General features: G+C 59.8%; 15 protein-coding genes. 8 read left to right on the forward strand and 7 right to left on the reverse strand.

All coding sequences use genetic code 11. The features are described from left to right. Positions 1-1,882, forward strand: a 1,882-nt coding sequence (gene acs, locus BM069_RS15245) for an acetate--CoA ligase (protein ID WP_139216218.1), incomplete at its 5' end; no start/stop codon positions are given. A gap of 74 nt (positions 1,883-1,956) precedes the next feature. Here the strand turns inward: acs and BM069_RS15250 are convergent. Continuing rightward, positions 1,957-3,102, reverse strand: coding sequence for an MFS transporter (locus BM069_RS15250; RefSeq protein ID WP_093324998.1), 1,146 nt, complete (start codon positions 3,100-3,102; stop codon positions 1,957-1,959). A 93-nt stretch (positions 3,103-3,195) separates the two neighbouring features. On the opposite strand from BM069_RS15250, the gene BM069_RS15255 reads away from it, so the two are divergent. Both BM069_RS15255 and BM069_RS15260 read left to right on the forward strand, forming a co-directional pair. Next, positions 3,196-3,672: an Lrp/AsnC family transcriptional regulator gene (locus BM069_RS15255; RefSeq protein ID WP_093325000.1), complete on the forward strand. Its 477-nt coding sequence runs from the start codon at positions 3,196-3,198 to the stop codon at positions 3,670-3,672. Between the two features lie 50 nt (positions 3,673-3,722). Continuing rightward, complete coding sequence (locus BM069_RS15260; protein ID WP_093325001.1) at positions 3,723-4,646, forward strand: DMT family transporter; 924 nt, start codon at positions 3,723-3,725, stop codon at positions 4,644-4,646. On the opposite strand, the gene BM069_RS15265 is transcribed toward BM069_RS15260, so the two are convergent. Continuing rightward, positions 4,597-5,283 (reverse strand): thiamine diphosphokinase, encoded by a 687-nt coding sequence (locus tag BM069_RS15265; RefSeq protein WP_093325003.1) that lies wholly within the window; start codon positions 5,281-5,283, stop codon positions 4,597-4,599. The genes BM069_RS15260 and BM069_RS15265 overlap by 50 nt on opposite strands. Positions 5,284-5,424: 141 nt before the next feature. On the opposite strand from BM069_RS15265, the gene BM069_RS15270 reads away from it, so the two are divergent. The 3 genes from BM069_RS15270 (at position 5,425) to BM069_RS15280 (ending at position 9,371) form a co-directional block, all read left to right on the forward strand. Further along, positions 5,425-7,794 carry a midas domain-containing protein gene (locus tag BM069_RS15270; RefSeq protein ID WP_139216219.1) on the forward strand — a complete coding sequence of 790 codons (2,370 nt, stop codon included), beginning with the start codon at positions 5,425-5,427 and terminating at the stop codon, positions 7,792-7,794. A gap of 167 nt (positions 7,795-7,961) precedes the next feature. Continuing rightward, positions 7,962-8,459, forward strand: coding sequence for a toxin-activating lysine-acyltransferase (locus BM069_RS15275; protein WP_093325006.1), 498 nt, complete (start codon positions 7,962-7,964; stop codon positions 8,457-8,459). Further along, positions 8,460-9,371 carry a Hint domain-containing protein gene (locus BM069_RS15280; protein WP_093325007.1) on the forward strand — a complete coding sequence of 304 codons (912 nt, stop codon included), beginning with the start codon at positions 8,460-8,462 and terminating at the stop codon, positions 9,369-9,371. 42 nt (positions 9,372-9,413) lie between these two features. On the opposite strand, the gene BM069_RS15285 is transcribed toward BM069_RS15280, so the two are convergent. Further along, complete coding sequence (locus BM069_RS15285; RefSeq protein WP_093325009.1) at positions 9,414-9,650, reverse strand: DUF2842 domain-containing protein; 237 nt, start codon at positions 9,648-9,650, stop codon at positions 9,414-9,416. Positions 9,651-9,682: 32 nt separating this feature from the next. Next, positions 9,683-10,996: an adenylosuccinate synthase gene (locus BM069_RS15290; RefSeq protein WP_093325010.1), complete on the reverse strand. Its 1,314-nt coding sequence runs from the start codon at positions 10,994-10,996 to the stop codon at positions 9,683-9,685. A gap of 143 nt (positions 10,997-11,139) precedes the next feature. On the opposite strand from BM069_RS15290, the gene BM069_RS15295 reads away from it, so the two are divergent. Then, positions 11,140-11,535 (forward strand): DUF6524 family protein, encoded by a 396-nt coding sequence (locus BM069_RS15295; protein ID WP_093325012.1) that lies wholly within the window; start codon positions 11,140-11,142, stop codon positions 11,533-11,535. Between the two features lie 139 nt (positions 11,536-11,674). On the opposite strand, the gene BM069_RS15300 is transcribed toward BM069_RS15295, so the two are convergent. Genes BM069_RS15300 through nthA form a run of 3 tightly spaced genes read right to left on the reverse strand, consistent with a single transcriptional unit; the run spans position 11,675 to position 13,271 of the window. Further along, complete coding sequence (locus BM069_RS15300; RefSeq protein WP_093325013.1) at positions 11,675-11,995, reverse strand: nitrile hydratase accessory protein; 321 nt, start codon at positions 11,993-11,995, stop codon at positions 11,675-11,677. Next, the gene (nthB, locus tag BM069_RS15305; RefSeq protein ID WP_093325015.1) at positions 11,992-12,660 is read right to left on the reverse strand and encodes a nitrile hydratase subunit beta; all 669 of its coding nucleotides are present in this window, start codon (positions 12,658-12,660) and stop codon (positions 11,992-11,994) included. The genes BM069_RS15300 and nthB overlap by 4 nt, the downstream gene beginning before the upstream one ends. Beyond that, positions 12,657-13,271 (reverse strand): nitrile hydratase subunit alpha, encoded by a 615-nt coding sequence (gene nthA / locus BM069_RS15310; protein ID WP_093325016.1) that lies wholly within the window; start codon positions 13,269-13,271, stop codon positions 12,657-12,659. The genes nthB and nthA overlap by 4 nt, the downstream gene beginning before the upstream one ends. A 150-nt stretch (positions 13,272-13,421) precedes the next feature. Between nthA and secG the strand changes: the two genes are divergently transcribed. Then, positions 13,422-13,778, forward strand: a complete 357-nt coding sequence (gene secG, locus BM069_RS15315) for a preprotein translocase subunit SecG (protein ID WP_093325018.1) — start codon at positions 13,422-13,424, stop codon at positions 13,776-13,778. Positions 13,779-13,969: the final 191 nt, after the last annotated feature.

A 13,969-nucleotide genomic window follows, 5' to 3' on the forward strand; every position in this document is an offset into this window, starting at 1 on the left:
CTACGCGTCGATGTACGCGGCCTCGATCAACGACCCGGAAGGTTTCTGGGCGGAGCATGGCAAGCGTGTAGATTGGATCAAGCCGTTCACCAAGGTGAAGAACGCCTCTTTTGCGCCCGGTCAGGTCGACATCAAGTGGTTTGAGGACGGCACGCTCAACGTCGCCGCCAACTGTATCGACCGCCATCTGGAAACCCGCGGCAATCAGGCCGCGATCATCTTTGAACCCGATGACCCAAACGAGCCGGCGCAGTCCATCACCTATGCCGATCTGCACCGCCGCGTCTGCCGCATGGCCAACGTGCTGGAGCAGCTGGGCGTGCGCAAAGGCGACCGCGTGGTCATCTATCTGCCTATGATCCCCGAAGCGGCCTACGCCATGCTGGCCTGCGCCCGCATCGGTGCGATCCACTCGATTGTGTTTGCCGGCTTCTCTCCCGACGCCCTCGCTGCCCGCGTGAACGGCTGCGACGCCAAAGTTGTGATCACCGCCGACAGCGCGCCCCGTGGCGGACGCAAGACCGCGCTCAAGTCCAACACCGACGCGGCGCTTTTGCACACCAAAGACACCGTCAAATGCCTTGTTGTGAAACGCACCGGCGATCAGACCACATGGATTGACGGGCGCGACTATGACTACAACGAAATGGTCATGGAGGTGGGCGACTACTGCAAACCCGCCGAGATGGACGCCGAAGACCCGCTCTTCATTCTCTACACCTCCGGCTCCACCGGTCAGCCAAAAGGCGTGGTGCACACCACCGGCGGCTATCTGGTCTATGCGTCCATGACGCATGAATACACGTTTGATTACAAAGACGGCGACATCTTCTGGTGCACCGCCGACGTTGGCTGGGTCACCGGCCACAGCTATATCGTCTATGGTCCTCTCGCCAACGGCGCGACCACCCTGATGTTTGAGGGCGTGCCGACCTATCCGGATGCCTCCCGCTTCTGGCAGGTCTGTGAAAAGCACCGTGTGAACCAGTTCTACACCGCGCCGACAGCCCTGCGCGCGCTGATGGGTCAAGGCAACGAATACGTCGAGAAATGCGACCTGAGCTCCCTGCGCATCCTCGGCACGGTGGGTGAACCGATCAACCCCGAGGCCTGGACCTGGTACAACGACGTCATCGGCGGCGGCCGCTGCCCGATCGTCGACACCTGGTGGCAGACCGAGACCGGCGGCCACATGATGACCCCCCTGCCCGGCGCCCATGCGACCAAACCGGGCGCCGCGATGAAGCCGTTCTTTGGCGTGCATCCCGTCGTGCTGGATCCGCAGTCCGGCGAAGAAATCTCCGGCAATGACGTCGAAGGCGTGCTGGCGATCAAGGAAAGCTGGCCAAGCCAGATGCGCACCGTCTGGGGCGATCACGAACGCTTTGAGAAGACCTACTTCTCCGACTACAAAAACTACTACTTCGCCGGCGATGGCTGCAAACGCGACGCCGATGGCGACTACTGGATCACCGGCCGTGTGGATGACGTGATCAACGTGTCCGGCCACCGCATGGGCACGGCTGAGGTTGAAAGCGCGCTCGTGGCTCACGCCGCCGTGGCCGAGGCCGCCGTGGTGGGCTACCCGCACGACATCAAGGGTCAGGGCATCTACTGCTACGTCACCCTGATGAACGACCAGGAGCCCAGCGACGAGCTCAAGAAAGAACTCCGCACCTGGGTGCGCACGGAAATCGGCCCGATTGCCAGCCCCGACCTGATCCAATGGGCCCCCGGCCTGCCGAAAACCCGCTCCGGCAAAATCATGCGCCGCATCCTGCGCAAAATCGCCGAGAACGACTATGGCGCGCTGGGCGACACCTCAACGCTCGCTGATCCATCCGTCGTCGATGATCTCATCGAAAACAGAATGAATCGCTGATTCCCCCGGTTCGGGCTTTCCAATTTGGTCCGAACCCACTCCCTGTCGGGCCGGCGTCTTCGCTGGCCCGTTTTTTATTGGGCGGGCATTAGTGTCGTACCCCGCCGCAACACGGCACCAATCACCGCAGGCAGGATACAGATCGCCGACAAGACCGCGATCACCTGAAAACCATAGGCGCTGTAGACCCGCCCAAAAGCCGCCGTGCCGATAAACATCGCCGCATAGGTCGTTGCACTATAGAGCCCCAAAATAGCGCCACGTTGACTGATCGACAGCGCGCTCAGCTGCCCGACCATGATATTCAGACCCAAGTGGTTCACGGCCCCCCAGATCAGGCACACACCCAACACAGCCGCACCGGACTGCGCCACTCCAGCCATCAGAAGATACACCAGCATCAACGCTACAAACACAACAGGCGCAGCCTTCGCCGCCCCGAACCGGTCAATCAGTCGATCCAACGGAGCCACCGCGCCAAAACCGATGCCATAAATCAACGACGCCAGCCCAGCGATCGCAGTGCTGTACCCAAGCGTTGCGGTCATATGGGTACCAAGGAAGGCATAAACCCCATAAAACGCGCCCATAAACGCAGCCACCGCGACCAAGACAGGCTTCACACCTGCGACTCGAAACGCACCCAGCGGCGAGGTAGAGACCTCTGCCGCCACTTTGCGGGTCACCTCCAGCCGCCGCACCGACACCCAAAGTGACGCACTCGCCACCGCCATCACTGCAAACACCGCGCGCCAATGCAGCAGGTCCGCCAGCACCGCTGACAACGACACCCCTGCCACAAGACTCAGCGTCCAGCCCGTAAGCACCTTGCCCAGAGTCTCGCTTTCCTGCCCCTTGGGCGCAATATCCGCCGCCAGACCATAGATCGCAGGCAAGGCGAGCCCAGCGCCCAGCCCTGTCACGCCTTGCGCCAACACCAGCACTGGCAATGTTGGCGCAAGCGCACTTGCCACCAACGCCGCTGCCAGCACCGTCAACGCCCACAAGAGCGCCCGCTTCAACCCTATTCGATCCGCCTGCGGAGCCAGAAACAACGCGCTCAGCGCCGTTCCCGCGCCGTATACAGCCGAGGCCAGCATCACGTCAGACGCCCCGCGCCCGGCAAAGCTCCTCGCCACATCTGTTGCAATCGGGCTCAGAACCAAAGAGTTCGCCCCAACCACGCCGATAGCGCTCATCAACACCCAAACAGGCTTCATTCATCCCTCCGAATTTGCCGCAAGGAATAGCCAATCTGATAAAAACCTTGTACTGAATTCGACAACTTATCCAAAATTTCGAATGAGATTCAGATGACCACCAAAGACTCCCATGGTTTGGACGCTATCGACCGAAACCTGTTAAGCCAACTCGCAGAAGACGCTGAACAAAGCTACGCGCAACTGGGCGAAAAAGTCGGCCTGTCAGCCCCTGCTGTGCACGAACGGGTCAAACGCTACAAAGCAAGCGGACGAATCTCCGGCGTTTCTGCTCACCTCGATCCGGCCATGACCGGCAAAGAGTTCCTTGCCTTTATTCATGTCGACACCTCTGGCTGGGGCAAAAGCGACGGCATCATGCAACTCGCAGACCTACCTGAGGTCGAAGAAATTCACTCTGTGACGGGCGACACTTGCATGTTGCTCAAGGTCCGTATGGAAACACCCAAAGCAATGGAAGCCTTGCTTGAGCGTATCTATAAACTGCCGGAAGTTGTCTCCACCAAGACATATGTGGCGCTCTCCACCTACCTTGAACGTCCTGTTCAACCTGGCATCACCGCGTTCTGATCATTAAATCAAACGTTGCTATCGAAGGATCACCCACCTAGCGTGAGGAAATGAACGAACATTCACCCACGCAAGACCGTCCGCTTCTTGGCATCCTTCTGATGCTTGGGTTTTGCGTGATGGCTCCGATCGGCGACGCCTTGGCCAAACTGTTGTCCACCCAGATGCCGATGGGCCAACTTGTTTTGACGCGGTTTGTCGTTCAGGCGCTGATCCTTGTCCCGATCGTTGTCGCGACCCGACGCCAATGGCGCATGTCTGCGAGGGTGTTGCGCCTTGTTGTCTGGCGCACATTGCTGCACATCGCCGGTATCGCCTGTATGTTTACGTCACTGCGGTATCTGCCGCTGGCCGATGCGGTGGCCATTGCCTTTGTCATGCCGTTCATCATGCTGATCCTTGGCAAATTCTTCCTCAACGAAGACGTAGGCCTACGCCGTATTCTCGCCTGTGTCGTCGGCTTCTCCGGCACGCTGATGGTCATCCAACCCAGCTTTGCCGATGTCGGGGCACCCGCCCTGCTGCCTGTGGCTGTGGCGTTCATCTTTGCCTTCTTTATGTTGATCACGCGCAAAGTCGCCAAAGACGTCGACCCGATTGCAATGCAGGTGGTGTCTGGCGTGATCGCGACGGCCCTGCTGGCGCCCGCACTGTTGTTAGGCAGCACCAGCGGGATCGCGGATTTGGCTTTTGTTGTGCCTGACACACACGTATTCTGGCTGCTCCTTGCAATCGGCGTCGCAGGCACCGTCGCACACCTGTTGATGACATGGTCCCTGCGCTATGCGCCGTCCACCACGCTGGCCCCGATGCAATACATCGAAATTCCATTGGCCGCTTTGGTCGGATGGATTGTGTTTTCGGATTGGCCCAACGGCCTTGCCGCACTTGGCATTTGTGTGACAATGGGCGCGGGCCTCTATGTCATGCTCCGAGAGCGGGCCACCTTGCGTCGCTCGCTTGCAACGCCCTGACGGCCTCAGACAAACAAGCACGCGGCAAAATCACCAGCATTCCCGGATTGTCAAAACTCAGGTGAACCGGCCCCGTTGCGGTGTTTGAAGTACCCGCGCGCCCGCTTGGCGACAAGCGCAGCCCGTCCAATGGCCACTCAAGACCGGTCGAGCGTCCGGTGATGTCGGCCATTGGAAACAACGACACCCGCGTGTCGGCCTCAAGCTCAAGCTGCAATTCCGGCGGGCACACAAAAATCACGTCTTCTCCCCCCAGCAGAACACACCGCGTGTTCGCGGCCCGTACCAAGCTATTAAGTGCAGCCAAAAAATGATCCACGCGAGCACCGCCAAAGCCGATGCCAATTGTCAGCGGCGCTGTCACGCTGCGCAGCGCTTTGTCAAAATCCGTGGTTTCCTGCTCTGACACTTGGAACAACCGATCGGCCGGAATCTCGGCCAAAACCGCTTTGGGGATGGAGTCGAAATCCCCGATCACCGCCTCTGGGAGCAGACCAAAAGCCAAACAGTGCGCGGCGCCGCCATCGGCGGCCACGACCCGTGACGCAAAGGTCTGCGCCTCAATTACATCCGCTTTCGTCAACGAACCTGCGCCGACCAGCGCAATTGGTTCCAGACTTTCAACAATCACGGTCATAACGGCCCTTTTCCCCTCAACTTGTTGGCCAAGTCACATTTTGGCCCCAAAATGATACCCTGCGTTGCACAGAATCGGTCACGTTTCGACTTTCCTGTCGTGGTAAAGGGATAGTTGAGCAGTGCAAAGGACCCGAATTCAATGGTTACGAATAACAAAGTGCTTACGGTTTCTTACGGGACTTTCTCGTGCACCCTAGAGGGGTTCGAGGACTCTTTTGATACGATGAAGGTGATTGCGGAGTATTTCCGCGATCTGGCAGCTGACGACCGGTATTTCGGAGCAGAACCTCCGACACCGGATGCGGATATGCTGGCCCGTATCGCAGAGCGTGAGATTGAGCGCCGCGTGAGCGCGCGCATGGATCAGGGCGCAATTGTCCTGAGCGCCGCCGACCGCGTCGCGCCGGTACAAGAAGCAGCCGAAGTTTTTGACGACGACACGCAGGCTGAGCCCGTCATCGAAGAACCCGCCGAAAATCTCCCCGTCGAAGAGATGATCGAAGAGGCGGACCACGAGGCTCCCGAAGAAGACACCGTCGACAATGACGTCGCTAAAGCCGGTGCCCTTGCTGCAGCCGCCGCTGCCGCAGCAACCGTCATTTCCGCAGACGATGACGCCGAGGCCCACGAAGAGATCGCAGTCTCCGCCGAGGAGCCGGTTGCCGAAACTTCGGAAGATGTGGTTGAGGCCTCACTGGAATCTCCGGCTCCGGACACGCTGGTTGAGTCGCAGTCCGAGGACACCCCTGCCGAGCCTGAAGAGATCACTCTTGAAGCCGTCGCCGAAGAGGTTGCCGTCGCGCCTGAGACCGCCGACGAAGCAATCGAGGACAGCGCCGTAGCCGTCGACGCCGACGACATTCTGGACTCGCTCGCAGAAGAACTCGCGGATGAGAGCACCACAGAAGAAGCAGAAGCTTCGGCGATGGATGACACCATCGACGCGCTCGCGGCCTCAGATGTACTGATCCTGCAAGACAGCATTCAGGCCGCGCTTGCCGACGACGTTCCTGCCGCTGTCGAGCCCGTTGAAGAGGTGGTCGAAGCCATCGAAGCGGCCGACGTGGAAATCCTTGACGACGTGGAAATTCTCGATCCGGTTGCCGAAGATGCAAACGACGAGGCCGACGACTGGAACGACGACGAGGAATCCTCTGACTACGAAACAGACTCCATCGCTGCCAAACTCGAACGCATCCGTGCCGTGGTCTCCCGCGGCAACAGCGAAGCGGACACCGACGGATTTTCTGAAGACGAGCATGCTCGCGACCTGACCAGCGCAGACGACGCTCAGGAAGAAGCGCTGACGCAGGACATCTTTACTGCCGACGCGGATATCGACGACATTTCCGACGCCGCCGAGCCCAAGCCGGCTTTGCGCGCTCGTGTTGTGCGCATGAAGAAAGCCGACTTCGAAGAAGCTGTGGCTTCCGGCCTGCTGGAAGCAGAAGAGGTAAATGACGACGCCGAAGACGCATACAACAGCGAAGAGGACATTCTCGCCAGCGATGATGTCGCCTCCCCCGCCGAAGACACCTCACTGACGCCAGAAGACGAAGCGGATTTGATGGCCGAACTGGCCAAAGTTGAAGCGGAGCTCAAAGGCGACATCGCTGCCGAAGACGACGCCCCCGCTCCGGAAGAGGCCGACAGCATCCTTGAGGATGACTACGCCACCGCTCCGGAGGAACTTTTCACTGAGGAAGACGCCGTCGCAGTGGCTGATGCCACCTTTGAGGAAGAGACCCCCAAGTCCGGCGACGACGCCCATGGCAAACCCGATCTGTCGCGCCTGATGGCCAAAGCAGACAGTGAAATGGAAGAACCCGAAGGGTCACGCCGCCGCCGCGCCATCGCACATCTGCGTGCCGCCGTCGCCGCAACCCGCGCCGAAAAAGCCGCAGGTATGAGTACTGCGAACCAGGACGACACAGTTGCCTACCGCGACGACCTCGCCAGCGTTGTGCGAGCGGTTCCCGGTGGCAAGGCGGATGAGCCCAAGCCCGCCAAGGCGAAAAACCGCAAGGCTGCTGCCCCGCTGAAACTCGTGGCAGAACAGCGTGTCGATCCCGAGCCCGAAGAAGAAGCGGCCCCTGTCGCCGCTGAAGAAACCAAGACACAACGGCGCGTTCCTGTTCGCCCGCGCCGGGTGTCGACCGACCGGAAGGACCGCGATGAAATCGCGCGCACTGTTGCCCCGGTCGGCTCAGTTGCCTCCGTGCAAGGCGGATTCGCCGACTATGCGCAATCTGTGGGTGCCACCTCCATGGCGCAGATCCTCGAAGCCGCAGCGGCCTATGTCACGTTCGTCAAAGGTCAGGAACGCTTTTCCCGCCCGATGCTGATGCGCATGGCCCGCGACGCAAACGAAGCGGAATTCTCCCGCGAAGAGGGCCTGCGTAGCTTTGGCCAGCTCCTGCGAGACCAGAAAATCCGCAAGATCGCCGGCGGCCGCTTCACCGCAGACGAAAGCATCAACTTCAAACCGGCGGACCGCGCCGCCGGTTGATCTGCCCGCTACGCTAAAAAACATGCAAAGCCCGGCACAATGTGTCGGGCTTTTGCCTTTAAAAACGCCCCGTGAGCCTGTGAAACCGGTTTTTGACACTGATTCGCTCTCGGGTTAAGATTGCAACAACTCCGGAAACACGGAGATCCTTGAGGTAGTCGCAACCGATGTCCAAGCACGATGCGCGTGCAATGGGGCCAAGCGAATCTGAGCTTCTTTCTATTGGCAAGCTTCAGTTTCTCGCCAGTTTCTGTCCCCTGCACCAAAAAATGCCTGCTCATGCGTTGGCCCGGATTTTTTATCCGGCGCTGAACAACGGGTGCGTGCGATTTTTTGAAAACGAAAACGGACACACTGCAGCGGCCTTGATCTGGGCGCGTCTGTCTTCTGACGTCAGCGACCGTCTCCTGAGAACCGGAACTTTGCCTACTCAAAGTGAATGGACCAGCGGTGATAAACTCTGGTTCCTCGATCTGCTCGCGCCCTTCGGACATGGCCGTATCGTGGCCCGCACAATCGCCCGCATGCCCCCTGAAGAACCGTTCTGGTTTGCCCGCATCGACCAATCTGGCGCCCTGCGCAAAGTCGTGCGCGGTGATGTGCTGGGGCGCGATGGCGGGCAGGTTGTCGCTTGGGACAACAGCAATTGGGCGGGGAGATCATAGATGGGTATTCCTGTCCCTGATACCGGCTCCGTCACCGAAGACAGCGGTGTTGTCGGCGGCTTCCTGTCCACTTCAGGGGATGTGGACTACTGGTTTGGCAATGACACGGGGGCATGGACCGCAGAAACCATTGCAGGCGCTTACGGAGGCGCTCTGGTGATCGACGATGACGGTGTTTGGACCTACACAGCGCTCAACGATCACCCCGCAATTGCCGCACTGAACGACGGTGAGACCCTGACAGAGGTGTTTACTGTGACCTCCGCAGGCGGCACCACCACCATCACCATCACCATCAACGGCACCACCGATCCACCCTGCTTTGTGGCCGGTACCCTGATTGACACCCCGTCAGGCCCGCGCGCGGTCGAAACGCTTCAGATCGGCGATCTGGTCCTGACACGTGACGCAGGCCCGCAACGCATCCGCTGGGTCGGCCAAAGTACCGTAGACACCCGGTGTGGTGACACGCCCGACGCCCTGCGCCCGATCCGCATCCGCGCGCACAGCCTTGGACAGGGCGTGCCGGACCGCGATCTTCTGATCTCGCCCCTGCACCGCATCCTGCTTACCGGATCTCAAGCCGCGCTGATGTTTGGCGCCTCCGAAGTCCTGTGTGCCGCACGGCATCTGGTCAACGGCACTCACATCACGCAGGCCCCCGCAGGGCTTGTCCGCTATGTGCACCTTTTCTTTGACTGCCATCAGATCGTCACCGGCAACGGTCTCCAAAGCGAAAGCTTCTTCCCCGGCAAAGTGGGTTTGGACCGCTTCGAGGAGCACACACGCGAGGAGCTGTTCCAGCTCTTTCCCGAATTGCGCACCCTGCCCGAAAGCTATGGCCAACCAGCACGACGTATCCTGCGCGGCTACGAAGGGCGGCTGATGCGTCTGGCAAACACCCCGCGCTAAGCGGCAAAAGAAAACCCGACCAGAGGCCGGGTTTTCAGTGTCTCAATACTGGTCATCTTCAGGCGGAGCATCCGGGTCGGCTTGTCCGATCCCGAGAAACACCGACTTGAACGGCATGATCCACACAATCCCCAAACCGACGTAAAGCGCGAGCGTCACCAGAAAGTTCTGCGGGTTCAGCCATGTCGCCAGCACGCTGGCAACGATGATATAAAGCGGCAACCCAACCACCAGAATAACAAGCGCCCAACGGCGACGGGCTTTGTAACTCAACGCCATTCCAGCCTCCTCAACTCAACCGGTATACGCGATCAATCCGCAAACGGATCGGTCACAAGAATCGTGTCTTCGCGCTCGGGGCTTGTCGACAACAGCGCCACAGGACACTCGATCAACTCCTCGACACGACGCACATATTTCACCGCGTTGGCTGGCAGATCGTTCCAGCTGCGCGCGCCCTCGGTGGTCTCGGACCAACCGTCGATCTCTTCATAGATAGGCTTACAGCGCGCCTGCTGATCCGCCGCTGTCGGCAAATAATCCAGCCGCTCACCGTCCAGATCGTAGCCCACGCAAATCTTCAGCGTTTCAAACCCGTCCAGCACGTCCAGCTTCGTCAGGCAGATGCCTTTGATGCCCGACGTCGCACAGGTCTGGCGCACCAGTGCCGCGTCAAACCATCCGCAGCGACGCTGACGGCCCGTGGTGGTACCAAACTCGTGGCCACGGGTGCCAAGACGCTCCCCGTCGGCGTCCGGTGTGCCGTCCGCATTGAGCAACTCGGTCGGGAACGGTCCCTCACCCACGCGGGTGGTATAGGCTTTCACGATGCCCAGCACATAGTCGATAGACCCCGGACCGATGCCCACACCGGTCGCAGCCTGACCTGCGATCACATTGGACGATGTCACAAAGGGATAGGTGCCGAAATCGATGTCCAAGAGCGCACCCTGCGCGCCTTCAAACAGGATACGCTTGCCGGCTTTGCGCTTTTCATTCAGCACTTTCCAAACAGGCGCTGCAAACGGCAGGATATCCTTGGCGATCTCTTTGAGTTGTTCGATCAACGCGTCGCGATCAATCGCCTCAACGCCCAGACCTTTGCGTAGCGGATCATGGTGCTGCAACGCGCGGTCCACGCGCGCCTCCAACGTGGCTGCATCCGCAAGATCCGCCACGCGGATTGCCCGACGGCCCACCTTGTCCTCATAGGCCGGACCAATGCCGCGACCGGTGGTGCCGATCTTGGTGCCCTTGGAGGCATGTTCCTCACGCGCCCGATCCAGCTCGCCATGAAACGGCATGATCAGCGGGGTGTTTTCCGCAATCATCAGCGTTTCCGGCGAAATCTCGACCCCCTGCTCACGCACGGTCGCGATTTCATTCATCAGGTGCCAGGGATCCAAAACAACCCCGTTGCCGATCACCGACAGTTTGCCACCACGCACAACTCCCGAAGGCAGCGCATGCAGCTTGTAAACTTTGCCGTCAATAACGAGCGTATGGCCCGCGTTGTGACCGCCCTGAAAGCGCGCGATCACATCGGCGCGCTCGCTCAGCCAGTCCACGATTTTGCCTTTTCCCTCGTCGCCCCACTGGGCGCCTACGACGACAACATTGGCCATATCCGGTCCTTTGAATAGAGTTCAAACCCGCGCCCTTTTAGCCACGTTGGGCGGCGCGTGAAACCGCAAAGTGACCCGCAGGCTGGACAGGACCGCACATTTTGCGCAAGCTTTGCCGAAAAGGGCGTATCGAGGGGCAAAACATGGGGCTGTTGCTACGGTGGGTCTTCGCCTTTGTTTTGCTGGCGATGACCTTCAATCCAACACAATACAACTACGTACAATGGGGCCGCTCCAACTACATTGAGGAACTGCCCCTGACGGTGCTCCTCGGCCTGTTGCTGCTGATCGGCTACATAATTTACCTGCGCGCCACGCTGCGCTCGATCGGCGGTTTTGGCATGGTACTGGTGCTTGCGGTTGTCGCCTCTCTCACTTGGGTTCTTTACGATTGGAACATGCTCAGCCTTGAAAGCGCGGACCAGAACATCTGGATCGCCATCCTGGCCCTGTCCATTGTGCTTGGCATCGGCATGGGCTGGAGCCACGTACGCCGCATGCTCTCCGGCCAGATTGATGTGGATGAGGTCGACGGCTAGGCCAAAAGACCGTTAAGCAAGTCACAGGGGCTTTGCCCCCTTGGCCTGCGGCCAATTTCCCCAAGGTATTTCCGGCAATAGGAAGACACTTCCTTTTTTAGCGGCAAATTCAAAAAAGTACGGTAGCGAAGTCGCGCAGTCAGGCCTTTTGCAGCTTTACCGGTGCGCCATGCGGCGTGCTGAGATAGGCATGTTCCCAAGCGCTGCGCATGTCTTCGATCATTCCCGCCTCTGCCAAGCCGCGTTTTTTCAAGAGTACCTCCAATGCCGCAAGCCATGCGTTGAAATAGTCCTCGCCGCCATCAAGCTCCCGATCAACGCCATGCGCCTTGAGTGTCGCGCCAAACGTGTCGGCCCATTCAGCCCATGCAAAGTGCCCCGCTTCGTTGAGCGCGACCGTCAAGGCAAAGACCTGCGCATGCCAAGGGGCTTCAAAGGCAGGCTCGGGGCGCACGTTCATGCAGCCTCCAGATAGCTTTGCCACAGATCCAGCACCATTTCATCTTCCGGGTCTGCCTCGCCGCCCCACAATTCCCGAGCCGTGAACCGCACCGCGTACAAAGGCTCTGCGGCTTCCCCCAAGCCGTGCGCGTTGCTGTCGGGAAACACATGCGCGCCGTGCATAAGGACAATTTCGCCCAAAGCTCCTGCCGCATAGGCCGGCAGACGTGTGTGCCCGCCCTCAACCAGCGCATTGCGCGCGGGTCGACGCACGCGCACCCTGTCGCCCAAGGCGAACTCAGCGGGCGCAGCCTCGCGCGTATAGGGGCTGCCCGCTGCCAACGTTGCCGCCACGGCGTCTGCCTTTAGCTTCCGATCTGCCAACTCGGACACCGTCGCGCCCTGCCCCGCCTCAAGCTCCGCCACCGTCAGAACCCCTTTGGCCACCAGACTGTCCGTCAACCCGCCGAGCCATTTTTCATAGTAGGAGAATCCGGCATAATCCGCGGCACTCAGGCATTCCCGAGCGTGGCGCGACATATCAATGTTCCATTGCCCCAAAGCCCCGCATGCCAAATTCAGAGCCAGCGCGCGCTGATGCCAGTCTTTGGCGAAGGTTGCATTGTCTTCGGGATCGACCGCGCCTGTGCCGAACCGCCCGCCCATGTCATGTATCCGGCTCATGTCTTTGGCTCCAACGCCAAACCCGCGCCGATCATACTGTCCCGTGTGACCAACCCCGCCAGGTCCTGTTCTGACAGGCCCTCGGTGCCGGCGGGCCGCATTGGCACCACCAGATACCGCACCTCGGCCGTCGAATCCCAGACGCGCACTTTCTGCCCGTCGGCCAAAGTCACGCCAAATTCTGCCAACACCTTTCGCGGCTCCCGCACGGACCGCGCACGGTAAGCGTCGGATTTGTACCACCCAGGCGGAATCCCCAACAGCGGCCACGGATAACAGCTGCACAATGTGCAAACGACGAGGTTGTGTGTCTCCGGTGTGTTTTCGACAAACACCATATGCTCGCCCTGCCGCCCATACAGCCCCATCTCCTGAAGCCGCGGCATCGGATCATTCAGCATTTCTTCGCGAAACGCCGGATCAGCCCACATTTTCGCCACCACAGCCGCGCCATTCTTGGGCCCGATCTTGTTCTGATAAGTGTCGATGATTTCATCCAGCGCCGCCGGATCAACCAGCCCTTTGTCAGTTAAAATGGTCTCCAGCGCCTTGACCCGTAGCGCAGGGTCAGACGGCAAATGTGCATGCGGGTGGTCGTGATCATGTGGCATGAGGCGACCCTGCCAGACAGGCCTGCCTGCTGTCCAGCCAAGAACAGCTTCCCGCCGCTCACCAAATTGCGCAGCGAAACATCCTTGCCCCCCGCGCAAAACTTGCCTACATAGCCCGCTATCAAACCGAATGCTCGCTGACAGGTCCCTATGGAAAACGTTGTCCTTACAATCCATCTTCTTCTTGCTCTGGCCCTTATCGGGGTCGTGCTGATGCAACGTTCCGAAGGCGGTGGCCTTGGTATGGGCAGCGGTGGCGGCGGTGCCATGACTGGCCGCGCAGCTGCAACCGCGCTTGGCAAAGTCACTTGGTGGCTCGCTGGCGCATTCATTTGCACCTCGATCGCCCTGACCGTGATCGCCGCGCAAAACAGCTCTTCCAGCTCTGTGTTTGACCGTTTGGGCACCCAAGCCCCGGCCGCAGAGGAAACCGGCACCTTGCCAGGGGCCGACTCGCTCCTGCCGCCTGCCGAAGGCGACGAACCGCTGGTTCCGCGCGCCGACTAAGGCGCGCACCCAAGACACGAATTCAGCGCTCCCTCGGGAGCGTTTGATTTTTTGCCCCCTAAGGGCATCCACTACAGTTTGAGGCACCAAAGCCGTCCGCAACAGCATCTTGCGGTCCGGTTGCCAAATTGCTGCGAATCCTTTATGACTTAAGTCCCGTGATGCATGGCCAGATTCTTCTGTTCCGGGCG

Source organism: Shimia haliotis, assembly GCF_900114415.1.
In the GTDB taxonomy this organism is placed as follows: domain Bacteria; phylum Pseudomonadota; class Alphaproteobacteria; order Rhodobacterales; family Rhodobacteraceae; genus Shimia; species Shimia haliotis.